The organism is Cupriavidus sp. GW822-FHT06G04 (assembly GCF_058799075.1).
The window spans coordinates 426,955-441,353 of sequence record NZ_JBXALD010000003.1; the positions used below are offsets into that span (position 1 = coordinate 426,955).

Consider the following 14,399-nt stretch of genomic DNA (forward strand, 5'->3'; position numbering starts at 1 on the left):
AGACATCCCGTCATCCCTCGTTCATTTGGATAGATTTGTACTCGAGGAACTCATCCAAACCGACGTGACCCGCCTCCCGGCCAACACCGCTTTGTTTGAAGCCGCCGAAGGGCGCTACGGGGTTGAATCGGGCGCCGTTAATATCGACCTGTCCTGCACGAATCTTCTTAGCGGCGTCGAGTGCGAGGTCAGGATCGCCCCAAACGGCCGCCGCCAGGCCATACACCGTTGCGTTGGCGATGCGGATGCCGTCGTCGATTTCGTCGTAGGGAATCACGCAGAGCACGGGGCCAAACACCTCTTCCTTGGCCAGATAGTTATGTTGATCTGTGAGAAACACCTTCGGGCTGACGAAGAATCCTGCAGGCGGAACATCCTGGCCTGACGCGATGAGCGTGGCGCCCTCCGCTACCCCTTTTTCCGCTAGTTCCTGCACGCGGTCACGCTGCTTGCCAGAAATGAGCGGGCCGATCCGATGGCCTTCGACGAGGCTGGATCCGACAGAGAACTTGGCGAGTTCTTGCTTCACCAGGGCTTCGACGGCCGACACATCACGCGAGTGAACAATCAACCTGGTCAGCGCGCTGCAAGTCTGACCGTTGTTGAGGAAGCAGGAAGCGAGCGTTCCCTTGACGGCCACAGTCAGGTCCGCACCCGGCAATACCAAGGAAGGCGACTTGCCGCCCAATTCCAGCGTCACCTTCTTAATGGTCGACGCGGCCAAGCAAGACACTGCACGACCCGCTTCCGTGGATCCTGTGAAGCTAACCATGTCCACGCCGTCAGCTCGCGCCAACGCTGCGCCCACTACCGCACCCAAGCCGTTCACAACGTTCACCACGCCCGAAGGAAAGCCTGCGTCATTGATGGCATCGCAGATAAGGCGCGTTGTTCGGGGCGTCAATTCACTTGGTTTGAGCACGACTGTGTTCCCGGCCAGAAGCGCGGGCACCACCTTCAGAATGATCTGATGAAGCGGGAAATTCCATGGCGTGATACATGCCACGACGCCGAATGGCTCCCGGACGATGACAGATGGGCCCGTTCGCGATTGCCATGGAAATCCTTCCGCCAGCTTTACGAAGTTCCCAATGTTCCGAATGGGCGAGTCGACTTGAACGATGCGTGAGATCTTCAAGGGCGTGCCAACCTCAGCCGCGATAGCATCGGCCAACGACTCCTGCCGATTTGTGAGTTGGTCTTTTAGGCGATTAAGAATTGCGCATTTGTCCGACACGGATGTTGCGGACCAGCTGGCCAATGCGTTCTGCGCGGCACCCAAGGCGAGACCGACGTCCTCCTCGGTACCTGGAAGAATTTGGGCCGATACCAGGCCAGTATTCGGGTCCTCTACGTCGATGAGCTGTGTGCCAGAAGCACGGCGCCACGATCCCCCGATGTATTGCTGATCGAAGATCTCCGGCATCACGACTGCACCTCTGAAATCTCTTCGACTTTCTCGGGGCTACCGGACCATCCCCACGCCAACGAGGTTCGGGATACACCAAGTAGGACGCCATTCAGCGCGCTCGGATGGATCCAGAGGCCGTCCTGCTCGGGCTTGCCCGTGTCGGTCCTTCGGGTCCACTTTGCGTTGCGCGATTCGAGTCGCCTGATTACGTCCGCCAAATCATGCGTTTCGATGTAGCACATGTAAAGTGCGTCACCTCGCTTGCCCGAAAACCTGCCCATGGCAAAGGCGGGATCATGCGCTTCAGCCAATTCGATGCGATCGAGACGATCCGGCGCGAACATCAGCAGCGTGCCTTCATAGCCAAATCGCGCGAACGTGATGTCTACTGCCTTGTCGCGCTGCAGGCCCAGTTTTCGCGCGTAGCAATCCGCGACTTCTCGCCAGTCGGTGCTGAGAACCATGGTGAGCTCGTACAGAAACGACACAGGACCATTCGCTCGAACCCGCGCTGCCGCTTCGCTGACAACGAGTGGCATGCCATAGAGGCCGCCCGCGTTCAAATAGAGACGGCCGTCGGCTTCAGCAAATCGGATACCTTGCTCGGCAAGGAACCTCTGGCATTCAGCCAGGCTAGCTGTCGAGACCCCTCCAAAGAAGAGGCCTTCCCCGAAGCTATCAAGATGATCACTTACGACCCCTGCTCCCCGCGGGGTCCAAAGTTCGACCGTGCTTTCGCCGATTACCAGGCTACGGCCACGGGCATTCAGATGGTCGCTTGCAAGCTCATCAAGATACTGCGCCCCAAGTACTTCCCTGTAGTTCTGCTCTGCTTGATCGAGGTCGCGCACCGCAACGAGGATTCTGTCAACCGAGTTCAACATTGCTTCTTCCTTAAAGTAACTGACCTACTGCACGGTGATGTGCGCGGTACGAATGAGCTTTTGCCATTTCGCCGACTCCTGCTGGATGAATCGGCCGAACTCATCTCGTCCTGCGCCAGAGATGATTCCGCCGATGTCGCCAATCTTGCTGCGGACGTCAGGCATCTTGAGTACAGCTTGAATTTCGGCATCCAAACGGGTGACGATCGGCTTCGGCGTTGCGGCAGGTACCAAGACGCCGAACCAACCAGTGATCTGATAGTTGCTCAGACCAGCTTCAGTCATCGTTGGGACGTCCGGCAGCAACGGGGAACGGACAGCACTCGTGATGGCGAGTGCGCGAACCTTTCCGCCTTTTACGAGATTCAATGCCGAAGGCATGTTGTCAAACATGATCGGTACATGGCCTGCCATCGTGTCGTTCAGGCCGGGGCCGCTACCGCGGTATGGCACATGAACCATGCGCAGGCCCGCTGTCGAAGCGAACAGTTCACCCGCCAAGTGCAAAGATGTTCCGTTGCCAGGCGTTGCGTACGACAAGGGATTGGGCTGTTGCTTCGCGTACTGAACGAGTTCCTTCACCGATTTGACCGGCAGTTGCGGGTTGACCACCAGCAGGTTGGGAACCTCCGCCAGGAGCGTCACCGGCGCGAGATCTCGCGTGGGAGAAAAGCGAGCGTCGGGAGTAAGCGTGGGGTTGATGGCAATAGGACCAATATTGCCCATAACGATGGTGTATCCATCAGCGGGCTGTTTCGCAACATAGGCCGTGCCAACATCGCCCCCAGCGCCTGGCTTGTTCTCGATCACCACGGGCTGCCCGAGTCGTTCAGAGAGCTTGGCACCGACGATACGTGCCAGCATGTCAGTGGTGCCGCCCGGCGGATACGGCACGACCCACTTGATCGGGCGACTCGGCCAGGACTCGCTGGCGTTCGCAACAGATTGACCGGTCGCTGCCCAGCACCCCACCACAGCGGCGCTAAAGCCCAATATCCATCGTTTCATTCGTTGTCTCCTGACCTCAAGAAGCAGGTTGCATCTCAAGGGCACCTGGTTTATGATGTTCACTAGGTGAACTAGCGGTACACAGGGTGTACGAATGAAGAATAATAGATCGATCCAACGCTGTCTAGCGGTGCTGCGCGCTTTCCGAGAGAACGGGCGACCTACGTTGGCGGAGTTGTCGCGTGCCGTAGACCTGCCGCACCCGACCGTTCTGCGCTTTCTATTGACTTTGGAGGAGGAGGGATATGTCGCGCGCGAGGGCAACCAATGGCGCTTGACTACCCGAGTCTTCGAAATCGGCTTTGCTGCTTTGGAAAGTTTGGGAGTGACAGACTCGGTTCAGCAGATGCTCCAGCAACTGGCTGACACGTACGCAGGAACATCCAACCTGGGTGAAGCGAACCCCGACGGGGTGATCATTATTGGAAGGGCGATGGCACTCGCGGAACGCCGTCGCCTCGTGGTGATGAATCTCCGGGTTGGAAGCATCCTGCCTCCAAGTAGCGCGCTCACACAGGCGTTGACCCTCGGGGTCGGTGAATGGGCGATGGTCGAGTATCCAGAGAGCAATCAGATCTCAGTTGCAGTCCCGCTTGCTCGGGTTGGCAACCGCCAGCTGGCTATCGGGATTTCCACATCGCCAGCCGAGGCGACACCCGAAAGGATCGAGAATGAAATCATTCCAACACTTCAGAATGCCGCAGCGATGGTCTCAAGGCTTGTTGGGATGGGGCCAGCGTAGGGAGTTCGCTCATCGCCCCGGGTGCGGAACCGTCGACTGATCAACACGAATCTGCCCGCTTGGCCGCTGGGATCTGTCCGGCGCTTGCAATCGAGGTTCACGAGGATCTCTGATGATTTCCCGTGAGCACATCGTAGTCGTCGGGGCACCCGCCGCCGGCATCACGGCATCACGGCATCACGGCGGCACGAGCGCTGCGGGCGCAAGGGCTGGCCCGGACGCCTTACTCTCATCGGAAAAGTAGGCGGCTTACCCTAGCATGGCGCTCATTGGACACGCCGACGAGGCCAGTTTCGCGACGGCTTGTGAAACGCGACGCATCATACTGACGCACGATTCTGATTTCTTGGATGATCAGCGCTTCCCATTTCACCGTAACCCAGGCGTGGTCGTTCTACTAGCTGCAACTGGCAATGGGACGCTGGAAATCGCATTAGCAGATCACTTGCGCATACTAACGCCCCGTACGGCAACGCCCATGTTGGCGCCAATATCTTCGCAACAGACGATCGAGAATGGACCGTCCGCAGGCATACTCGCGCCGAAGGAAGGCACGTTGAAACCCGCATCAAGCTGCATCCAGGAGATGACGCCCTAATTTGGGAGTAGCGGAGGCGTACCTAGCTACGCAGACGATTCTGCGACATGAAAGTTGCCGGGCAGGATCAATCTTCGAAGCTGTTCTGATGCGTGGTGTCTGCGACACTGCCGCTTTGGCTGGCGGTCAACGTAAAGGCATTGAGATCTGGGGCCGCTCAGTAGCCAGTACTTTGAGCCCGCATCCGATACTCCAGATCAATGCGGCCACCTTGGTTGTCAGCGTGCTCGTACTGATGATGGCGCGACAACCCGGTGTTCTGGCGATGCACAACTGTCATAGTTGCTGCGGCGCGATCCGTCACTAGGGAATCGCCTTATGTGGACGCCTCCCGGATTGCAAGCCGATTGACATGGTGGTCGACAGGTGAAGGCAGCACGCCTATGTCCGGCCCTTTTGTGCAGGCCGCTCAGCCTGCTGGCCCATATGGAATTCGCTGGCGAGGTCCTCATCTGATCATCGAGCGTTGCTGCTCACATTCCCTATCGGGTTTTCCTCGCCCCGGTCCAACCTGTTAGCCATCATGCGATCAATGCTTGCGCTCCTTGAGAAGAAGTCAGTTCAGGCGGGCCACGCACCTGGCTATGCAGCCATGGCGGGTGCCGTGTATCTCGTATCCCTTGCTAGCACCGCCCAGATGGTCCGGGCGAGTTTGTTGGCTACGGCAGCCACCACTACATTGAAAGGACGTCGCTGAAGCAATCCGTCGAGCCAGGCGGTTCATGCGCCTTTGATGATCACCGATCTGGCGCCGTGTATGAGTAGGGTGCGCAGGTAGGTGTCACCTCGCTTGCTAATGCCAAGCTGGCGCACGTGACCACCGGTGCCCGTTTGTTTCGGTACCAAGCCTAACCAGGCAGCGAACTCACGCCCGGAGCGAAACGTTTTGGCATCGCCGATCGCAGCCACCGCAGCCGTGGCGGTTAGCAGCCCCACGCCAGGAATTTCAGCGATCTTCTGGCATTCCTGATTGTCGCAAAGCGCAACCTTGAGCCGACGTTCCAGCACAGCGATTTCCTTGTCGGTTGCCTGCACGCGTGCCCATTGCTCTCGTAGGCTGTCGATCAGTATGGCTGGCAAGCGATTCGCGATCTTGGCAAGCGCACCAGAAATTTTTTCGGCAAATTCCCGAGATCCTTCCGGAAGGACTTCACCAAACTCATAGAGTAAGCCGCGCAATGCGTTCGTCTGCATGATCCGGAACTTCATCAGTTGAGCCCGGATGCGGTGCAGCGCCAGAATGGTCTGTTGCTGCTCGCTCTTGATCGCAACAAACCGCGCCTCGGGCTGCTGGACTGCTGTCCAGATAGCTCTGGCATCGGCAGCGTCGGTTTTATTACGCAACACAAAGGGACGAACCGATCGCACAGAGATGAGCTTCACTTCGTGGCCGAGCTTCTGCAGTTCTCGTGCCCAACGGTGGGCGCTGCCGCAAGCTTCGATGGCAATGAGTGAACGCTCCCGCTGAGCAAGGAAGTCGGTGACCTGGCTCCGCTTCAACTTGATGCGCTCGATTTCACCGGTGTTGGCATTCACCGCATGAAGTTGGAAGACATGCTTGGCAATATCCATGCCGATGACGGTAAGCTTCATTTTGGATCGTCCCGATCAGGGTCGTTTGCAATCGACACCTCCACTTTGGCATAGGGATGCCATGGCAGCGAGGACCCTTACAGTTACTCTTGCAGGTAAGCGGCGCCCCGTTGCCGGGGGGAGGCGTCCATACCATCTGATTAAATCAGTGCGCGAGTCATCGAGGCATTGGGTGAGCGCGTTGTCATGAGCGTGTCCATGATTCAGGTCCTGTGATGAAGCGACAGATCAGTTTTGCGGAAGCGGAAAGTCACGGCAAGAAGCGTGTGACGCGCCGCCAGCGCTTCCTGTCGGAGATGGAGAGCGTGGTGCCGTGGGCGCGCCTGATTGCGGCGGTCGAGCCGTACTACCCCAAGGGCAAACGTGGCCGGCCGCCGATCGGCCTTGAGCGGATGCTGCGCATTTACTTCCTCCAGCAGTGGTACGGGCTGTCGGACGAGGCACTGCAAGACGCGCTGTACGACAGCATGGCGATGCGGGCGTTTGCCGGGATCGACCTGGCAGTCGAGGCGGTGCCAGACGCGACCACGCTGCTGAAGTTTCGCCGCCTGCTCGTCGAGCATGAACTGACGCGAAAGCCGACGGCTTCGGGAAGAGTTTGCCAAGTTGCAGGTCGAGGTCAATGAAGAGAAGAGTCGCACGGTGGATTTGGACTGCGGTGAGAGCTTTGGCTTTCTGGGATTCGACTTCCGTCGATTGCGCAGCATAAAGAGACAGGTGTGGCGAGCGCACTATACGCCCAAGTTGAAGAAACGCACGGCGTTGCTGCGCAAACTCAAGGAGGTGTTCAGGCGATACCAGTCGCAGCCGGTGGATCGGGTGGTGCAACTGATAAATCCGGTGCTACGTGGCTGGGTGAACTACTTCGCGGTCGGACACTCCAGTGAGTGCTTCAGCTTCATCCAGGACTGGGTGGAAAAGAAGGTCAGGCGCCATCTGGAGCGCTCCCGGAATCGTCGGGGCTTCGGCTGGAAGACGTGGAGTAGGCGGTGGCTCTATGACGAACTGAAGCTGTTCAACGGCTATCGGGTTCGTCGTCGACCATCGACGAAAGCGGCCCCGGCATGATAGGTCCCATATACCTTGACATGAAGCAAACAGGAAAGCGTAGTGCGGGAAAACCGCATGCTGCGTTTGACGTGGCGGGAGTTGGAAACGTGACTATGGTCGCCGGATTGCGGGCCATCGCGAAAGCGGTGGAATCACCACCGGCACCTGAAGGTGCGCGCGCCAGTTCTCGACCCTACCTTAGGGGGCAGTGGCGCAGAAATGCGCCGCTGCTACCCGACGTCGGCGTGGATGCGGCCTCTGGGCTGGTGCATAGCGTGGTGGGCACAGCGGCCAAGAGTCGGACGTGTCGCAGGCCCATGCCTTGCTGCATGGCCACGAGGAGCATGCGTTTGGCGACGCGGGCTACACGGGCGTGGACAAGCGCGAGGAGATGCAAGGCAAGACCGTGAAGTGGCAGGTGGCCGTCAAGCGCGGCAAGATCAAGGCGATGTGTGACGGAGCCGTCAAGGACTTGCTGATCGCCGTCGAGCGGGTCAAGGCACAGATTCGGTCGCGGGTTGAGCATCCGTTCCACGTTATCAAGAATCTGTTTGGTCATCGCAAGGTTCGCTACAAGGGCCTGTTCAAGAACACGGCGCAGTTGTTCAGCCTGTTTGGTTTGGCGAATCTGGTGTTCGCCAGGAGGCTGTTGTTGTCCTTAGAGGGGAGCAATCCGTCCTGAGCGCGCAAAAGCGCGACCAGGAAAGGTGCGAAACGCGAGAAAGACGGCTTGAATCGGCCCATCTCTCCCGGATTGCGAAAGCTGAAGTCCTTGGCTTGTGCAACATCAAGCGCAAACCTCATTGATCAGCAATTCCTTAGTGACAACGGTGCCGCTCATTATCGTCACAGCAGCAAATTCGCCAATAAAGGACCTGCGCCAACTAGTCTCGATGGCAAAGGCTAGGCCAGGGCAGATCACCTTTGGATGCGCCGGCAATGGTTCGGGCAGCCATCTGGCCGGGGAACTCCTTAGTACCATGGCTGGCGTCAAGATGAACCACGTTCCCTATAAGGGAGACGCGCCTTCGCTCACAGACGTGCTCGGTCAGCAGATCAATGTTGCCCTTCCCACCTCGCTCGCGGGAATGCCGCAAGTCAAGAGTGGAAAGCTCAGGGCGCTCGCGGTCACGAGCAAGACTCGATTACCGTCACTGCCCGATGTGCCCACGGTAGATGAAGCGCTCGGGATAAGCGGATACGAAGCCGTTTCCTGGGGCGGGTTCATGGTCCCGAGCGGGACATCACAGGCCATCATTGCTAAGATGAACAGCGAGTTCAACAAAGCCCTTCAGGATCCGGAGGTCCGCGACAAGCTGATGGCTCAAGGAGCGCAGATCGCAGGCGGCACGCCTGAGGCGTTCAATGCGTTGCTTCGCGCCGAAGTTTCGAAGTGGAAGCGAGTGGCAGATTCAGCAAAGGTCCGGCTCGACTAGCCTCACCAGGGATGTCGATCCGTCTTCGGGAACCCTCCAACGACGGGAACTGCTTTCGACTACCAATCGTTACAATGGATGGCAGACGGCCGTCATTCCGGCTGAAGATAACATCTGACCCGATATGGTGAATGTCAAGCAAGTCGCCCTCCTCGCCGGCGTTTCCTCGGCAACAGTCTCCCGTGCACTGACATCGCCGGATAGGCTGCGACCTGACACGCTGGAGCGAGTGCAGAACGCTATTGCAAGCCTCAACTACGTTCCCTTCTCGGCGGCTCGCGAACTACGTCAGGGGCGCACGCGATCGGTGGGCATAATTGCGCCGACACTGATGAATGAACTTTACGCCAAAGCAGTAGATACCTTGGAGGCCCAGCTCGACCGGCTTGGATATACCGTTCTGTTGACTTGCCATCGGGACGACAGTGAGACCGAATTGCGCTGCGCCCGCGCCCTATTGGAGCGTAGAGTGGACGGGATCGCAATAATCGGTTCACAACATCATCCCGAAGTCTTCTCGCTGATACACAAGCACGCTATCCCGTATGTACTAATGTGGGCCGTGGACCGCGAAGGGATGCATCCGACGGTGGGGTATGACAACCGCTTGGCTATGCGCAGGCTAACCACCTACTTAGTCAAACAAGGACACCGGCAGTTTGCAGTGCTCCCAGGTCCTCTCGAAACTCAGTTTCTATCGTCTCAACGGCTTCTGGGGATCCGAGACGTCCTCAGCGAGAACGACATTTCCTTACCCGATAACCGCATTTTTCCGACCCCTTACGATGCATCTGCTGTGCGACAAGCGGTGCGCGTCTGCCTGCAGCGCAAGGACTTGCTGTTGCATCGGGAACAGCCGACCGCCCTGATATGCATCAATGACTTCATTGCTGTGGCGGCGATCGCGGAGTGCCGCACATTGGGACTTTCGGTTCCGAGCGACATCTCTGTCACAGGCTTCGGCGACTGGCAGATGGCGGAACTGGTAACACCCGCGCTAACGACAGTGCACTCGAATCCCGTTCTGATTGGCGAGCTTACTTCGCGCAACTTGATTGAGCAGATCGAAGGAGGAGCCAAAAACATCCAGACCGAGTTCGAGCCTGACCTAGTAATTCGCGAAAGTACTGCGCCACCTCGACAATAAATGGCGGCCTCAAATCAAAAGTGCAACACCTTGCCATCATGCATTACTGTCCTGATCGTCCCAAGGCTTCCCATAGCCGCATGATTTCGCGAGCCTTGGTCTGACGGTCGATGACGTTGAACGGTCTTCCATCGAGGCCCATCGCCTCACGAGGGAATTCCGCACATCCTGCTGGTGCAAGTTGGACGATCGAGATGCCCTTTCAAAACGGCATAAAGCTGCCTTGCGGCAGCGACGCATTCTTGTGGCGTTGTTGCTTGTGACACGACCCCGGTCCCCTTTGATGCAGTGGGTAGGATTTTATCGCGCGAGACCTATGTGCCACACGAGCAAATGGGGCACGAAGCAACTGTAGGCGCAGGCAGGACATGGTTCCAGATGGATCGCGGCGATCCAATCGGGTTACATGGCGGTTACATAGACCGCAAAATGCACAAGGGTTTACAGGAAAACCCCTGTAAACCCTTGATTTTATTGGTGCGGCTGCAGGGCTCGAACGCGCCGCCCGATTTCCCGACACAGCGCAGGCAGCGCCACTATGGATTCAAAGATCCATCGCGCAGGCAGCCCAATGAGGCCCGCCACATCAGCTCGATTCGGTCTGTGCAACTTGCGCAATTTGCTCCTTCAGCCATTGCAGACCAGACATGTGTTGTTGTTGACGGTGCCATATCAAGCTGACCTGCACCGCAGGCGTTTCGAAAGGAAGCTCCGCGAGCTGCAAGCCATAGTTGTGCACGAAATGCCTGGCCAAGTGCCAGGGCACGGTACCCAGCAAATCGGTGCTGGCGACGATGGCTGGAATGGTCAGGTAGTGCGGAACTTGCAACTGCACATGGCGCTGCACTTTGGCCGAGCCCAGGACGATCTCGAGCGGACTGCCGCGGCCGGCTCGCGGCAAGAGCGAGACGTGCTGTGCGGCCAGATACGCCGTCTTGTCGAGGCCTTCCCTGAATGCAGGGTGGCCCGGTCGGCCGATAACTGCGAGGCGCTCTTCGTGAATCGGTTGGTAGAGCAAATCGGCGTCGTCGAAGTACAGGTAATCAATCGCCAAGTCCAGATCTCCGCTGGCCAGTCGCTGCGGGATCAGGGCACCTTCGTCCGACAGTACCTGCAGCTTCACCTGCGGCGCCAGCGCCATCAGCCGGGTCATCAGGCTCGGTAACAGCCGTAGCTGCCCATAGTCATTCATCGACAGTCGGAAGGTTCGCTCCGTGTCCGGCTGAAAACTCTCTTGAACGGCAAGCCCTGCCTGCAGCAAGCGCAGGGCTTGCCGTACCGGCACGTGCAGCGTCATCGCCCCGGCAGTGGGCTCGAGTCCCTTAGCGGTACGGCGGAAAAGAGGTTGCCCCAGTTGCTCGCGCAGACGACTGAGCGCATTGCTCACCGCCGGCTGGCTCTTGTGCAGTCGCTCGGCCGCGCGTGACAGGTTGCGCTCCTGCATCAGCATGTCGAACACGAAGAGGAGATTGAGATCAATCTGCTGCAAATTCTGATTCATCAATAATTCTCATCATCAATATCCATTGGAATGAAAATGATCGCACCAATAGACTACAACACCAAGCGACCTACTGGCGCCAGACGTCAGAAAGGTCCGCGGGGGCTTGGCGGAACTGGCCACGTATCGCGAGCCCGACAGCGCAACAGTCTTTGAGAGCCGATCATGTCTTTTGATACCCAAACCTTCCGGAAGAAATACCGGGCGAACATTTCGCCTTACTACAACCCCTGGCTGCATGCTGGCTTCGTTCTTGTTTTCGGCGTGACCTTGATCCTCTTCTTGCTGAACAAGTTGGACCACGTCAGCGCGGTGGAGTGGCTAACTGTGCCGGCCACCTTAATTTTCTACAGCAGTGGCGAGTACCGCACCCATAAGGGTCTCGGGCACAACAAGAAGCGATTCGCGAAGGCGTTCTACCAGCGCCACACGGGCGACCATCATAGTTTTTTCGCAGATGACCAGATGCGCTACGAGTTCGCCAAGGACTGGCGGGTGATTCTGTTCCCGGCATGGCTGATCGTTGTCTACAGCATTGGCGCGCTGCTCGCTTGGTCGATCATCGGCCTGGTCAATGCGAACGTCGCTGCGCTGTTTGCCGCCACGCTACTGGGCGGCTATCTCAGCTACGAGATCTTTCATGCCTGCGAGCACCTCCCGCCGCAGAATCCGATCTGTCGCCTGCCGTGGATTCGCCACATGCGGCGGTTGCATGAGTTGCATCACCGCCGTGACCTGATGCAGACCAAGAACTTCGCCGTAGTGTTTCCACTGTGGGACTGGATCTATGGAACCCTTCATTGGGAGCCCGAAGAAGCAAGCGAGAGCCTGGTCCCCACCGTCAAGATGCAGCATTCCATTGATATCGCCCGGACGCCAAGCCAGGTACTGGCCTACGTGAGTACTCCGCTTCGTTGGCACGAGTGGCATCCTTACCACGTAGCGATCACCGGGCAGGGAGGGTCGCTGCCGGTTGGGAGCCACTTTGCGTACGTCGGCGGCCGTGCAGGCAAGTTGCAGTGGGAAGTCGTGGAAAGTCTTCCGGATCGGCTCTGGCGAACCCGGGCCCGTGGCAACCGGGGTCTTGAGATGTTCGTCACGTATGAGTGCATCGGCACAGCCACTGGCACGCGCTTCGTGCGGACGCTGGAGTATCGGTTTTCCAGTGTGGTGGCCCGCATGGCTGATCGGCTGGTTTTGCGTAAGCGAATTGAGCGCGACTCTGTTGCCTTGCTTCACAAGCTGCGCAGCGTCTCCGAGAGTGTTCTTCCCGCGGCAGAAACGGATTGTGCTTCCAAACAGGCGACATGAAGGGCATGGGGGCATGCAGGCTCCACCGCGCGTGTCAGGCTGCAATGGAGCAATGGCCAGACGGAGGGTCATGTCAACAGGCTCAAGCTCCTCAAGCGCCAAATGTATGGCCGCGCCAATATCGAGCTTCTGCGGCTGCGGGTTGTTACGTCCCGCGCAATCTGAGGTTTGGGGAGGGCCGTTTATCCCGCGAACGGCTGGGGCGATTTTCTGAACATCTCCGCAATCAGCGCGAGACGCAACGGACATAAGGAAGGCCAGTACTGCTCTGATATCGTGCGATGTTTTCCAGGCGCCACACGACAACCAGAACAGACTGGCCTATGCATCGCATTGTATTTGCGTTTCTCACGCTCGAACAACATCTTCTCGCTATCCGTTGGAGAGCGTGCAAAGGTTGGGGAGGACACCAAGAAAGTGCCGCTTAGGCACCGCGCCGGTTGTATGTGAACTAGGCTGATCGGTATCGCAACGGTGGGAGCAAGCCATGCGGTTGATCATCGAAGCCAGGTTGGCGGACGAGGGCAGCGATATTGGCCATGCCGGTGAGGGCGTTTTGGCAGTGATCGAGCGCCGTGACGGTAGTCTTGCGGATCTGGGCCTGACCCTCGCGGAGGGCCGCTCGCTGTTGGCCAAGGTTCAGACCGAGCTGGTTTCGAAACAAGTCGCGGGATGGCTTTCGGGCCAGACTCATTGCAGGAGTTGCGGGGCGGCTTTGAGCCACAAGGACCAGCGCTCGACGGTGGTGCGCACGGTGTATGGCAAGGTGATGGTGAACAGTCCGAGGCTGTGGTCGTGTGCTTGCCAACGGACTGTGCCGACGCCACGATCCGTGATCCATCCCTTGTCTAAAGCGCTGACTAATCGCGCCACGCCAGAGCTGGAATACCTCCAGGCGAAGTGGGCAAGCCATCTGCCATATCGGCAGGCCACGGCGATGCTGAAGGAAATACTGCCTCTGGACAAGGGCATTTCGTTCAGCGGCACTCGAAATCGGATTCGTGCTATCGGAAAGCAACTCGACGCTGACATCGAGCGTGATATTGCGAAGCTGCCCCCTTTCGACGGAGGCGTCCAGGTTCGCGAATCCAGCCATGTCGCGACCGTGAGCGTTGACTCGGCGTGGTTGCGGCATTGCGACTCGGTGAGGGGCCTTGGCCGACATGTCAACCTCATCGCTGGACGAGCGACGTTCACCGACAGGCCGCCAAAGTTCTATGCCTATGTGCACCGGGAAGTTACCTCGGCAGTAGCGCGGCTGGATCAATTTCTCACTCGAAACGGTGTGGCGACCGACGAGCGCGTTACCGTGATCAGCGACGACGCCGGTGAATTTGAGAAGACCATCCGGGGCAGTCAGCTCGCACGCGGCAGGATTCTCGATTGGTTCCACATCGCTATGAAGTTCAAAGCGGCGCAGCGTTCCGTGTTCGGCAGTAAGGTTATCGATTCACTGGAACGAGAGTCGATAGAGACCGAAATCACGCACGCCAAGTGGCTCGCGTGGCATGGCAAGGGCCGCAAAGCGTTGGAGCGCATCAAGGCATTGGACGCGCAGCTCCTGACCAGAGCGGGGTATGAATTCAGTACGCTGTGGTGGAATCTAGATAAGGTCTGCGGGTACCTGCGGAGCAACGCGTCTACGTTGGTCAACTATGGCGCCCGGCATCGAAAGGGCTTGCCCATCGTAAGCGCCAGTTTCGGCACACCTTGAGTGC

The 14,399-nt window shown here is 58.3% G+C and carries 11 protein-coding genes and 4 pseudogenes; 10 read left to right on the plus strand and 5 right to left on the minus strand.

The features are described from left to right. Positions 1–10: 10 nt before the first annotated feature. The 3 genes from AC1RKI_RS09220 to AC1RKI_RS09230 are packed head-to-tail and all read right to left on the minus strand — an operon-like array spanning position 11 to position 3,303. A complete protein-coding gene (locus AC1RKI_RS09220) occupies positions 11–1,426 on the minus strand; it encodes an aldehyde dehydrogenase family protein (protein ID WP_043355360.1) in 1,416 nt (471 codons plus the stop codon). Beyond that, positions 1,426–2,295, minus strand: a complete 870-nt coding sequence (locus tag AC1RKI_RS09225) for a VOC family protein (protein WP_052495072.1) — start codon at positions 2,293–2,295, stop codon at positions 1,426–1,428. The genes AC1RKI_RS09220 and AC1RKI_RS09225 overlap by 1 nt, the downstream gene beginning before the upstream one ends. Positions 2,296–2,319: 24 nt before the next feature. Then, the gene (locus AC1RKI_RS09230) at positions 2,320–3,303 is read right to left on the minus strand and encodes a Bug family tripartite tricarboxylate transporter substrate binding protein (protein WP_043355363.1); all 984 of its coding nucleotides are present in this window, start codon (positions 3,301–3,303) and stop codon (positions 2,320–2,322) included. Between the two features lie 94 nt (positions 3,304–3,397). On the opposite strand from AC1RKI_RS09230, the gene AC1RKI_RS09235 reads away from it, so the two are divergent. Beyond that, complete coding sequence (locus AC1RKI_RS09235) at positions 3,398–4,045, plus strand: IclR family transcriptional regulator (RefSeq protein ID WP_043355366.1); 648 nt, start codon at positions 3,398–3,400, stop codon at positions 4,043–4,045. 259 nt (positions 4,046–4,304) lie between these two features. Continuing rightward, positions 4,305–4,643 (plus strand): DUF5615 family PIN-like protein, encoded by a 339-nt coding sequence (locus tag AC1RKI_RS09240; RefSeq protein ID WP_377747427.1) that lies wholly within the window; start codon positions 4,305–4,307, stop codon positions 4,641–4,643. 582 nt (positions 4,644–5,225) lie between these two features. On the opposite strand, the pseudogene AC1RKI_RS09245 reads toward AC1RKI_RS09240, so the two are convergent. Beyond that, a pseudogene (locus AC1RKI_RS09245) lies at positions 5,226–6,236 on the minus strand (IS110 family RNA-guided transposase). Positions 6,237–6,451: 215 nt separating this feature from the next. Between AC1RKI_RS09245 and AC1RKI_RS09250 the strand changes: the two are divergent. The 5 genes and pseudogenes from AC1RKI_RS09250 to AC1RKI_RS09270 form a co-directional block, all read left to right on the plus strand. Continuing rightward, a pseudogene (locus tag AC1RKI_RS09250) lies at positions 6,452–6,814 on the plus strand (transposase); the annotation flags it as partial. 28 nt (positions 6,815–6,842) lie between these two features. Beyond that, positions 6,843–7,304 (plus strand): group II intron maturase-specific domain-containing protein, encoded by a 462-nt coding sequence (locus tag AC1RKI_RS09255; protein ID WP_224039293.1) that lies wholly within the window; start codon positions 6,843–6,845, stop codon positions 7,302–7,304. Between the two features lie 221 nt (positions 7,305–7,525). Beyond that, a pseudogene (locus tag AC1RKI_RS09260) lies at positions 7,526–7,968 on the plus strand (transposase); the annotation flags it as partial. Between the two features lie 121 nt (positions 7,969–8,089). Then, positions 8,090–8,722 carry a tripartite tricarboxylate transporter substrate-binding protein gene (locus tag AC1RKI_RS09265; protein ID WP_253074069.1) on the plus strand — a complete coding sequence of 211 codons (633 nt, stop codon included), beginning with the start codon at positions 8,090–8,092 and terminating at the stop codon, positions 8,720–8,722. A gap of 124 nt (positions 8,723–8,846) precedes the next feature. Further along, a complete protein-coding gene (locus tag AC1RKI_RS09270; RefSeq protein WP_043355368.1) occupies positions 8,847–9,869 on the plus strand; it encodes a LacI family DNA-binding transcriptional regulator in 1,023 nt (340 codons plus the stop codon). A 586-nt stretch (positions 9,870–10,455) separates the two neighbouring features. On the opposite strand, the gene bsrA is transcribed toward AC1RKI_RS09270, so the two are convergent. After that, positions 10,456–11,370, minus strand: a complete 915-nt coding sequence (gene bsrA / locus AC1RKI_RS09275; protein ID WP_043355370.1) for a LysR family transcriptional regulator BsrA — start codon at positions 11,368–11,370, stop codon at positions 10,456–10,458. A 165-nt stretch (positions 11,371–11,535) separates the two neighbouring features. Here bsrA and AC1RKI_RS09280 point away from each other — a divergent pair, with 165 nt between their 5' ends. The 3 genes and pseudogenes from AC1RKI_RS09280 to AC1RKI_RS09290 all read left to right on the plus strand — a co-directional run bounded on the left by AC1RKI_RS09280 (position 11,536) and on the right by AC1RKI_RS09290 (position 14,395). Further along, positions 11,536–12,681 (plus strand): sterol desaturase/SRPBCC family protein, encoded by a 1,146-nt coding sequence (locus AC1RKI_RS09280; RefSeq protein ID WP_043355372.1) that lies wholly within the window; start codon positions 11,536–11,538, stop codon positions 12,679–12,681. Positions 12,682–12,723: 42 nt separating this feature from the next. Further along, a pseudogene (locus AC1RKI_RS09285) lies at positions 12,724–12,846 on the plus strand (hypothetical protein); the annotation flags it as partial. Between the two features lie 322 nt (positions 12,847–13,168). Then, positions 13,169–14,395 carry a hypothetical protein gene (locus AC1RKI_RS09290; RefSeq protein WP_043355374.1) on the plus strand — a complete coding sequence of 409 codons (1,227 nt, stop codon included), beginning with the start codon at positions 13,169–13,171 and terminating at the stop codon, positions 14,393–14,395. The last annotated feature ends 4 nt before the right edge of the window (positions 14,396–14,399 follow it).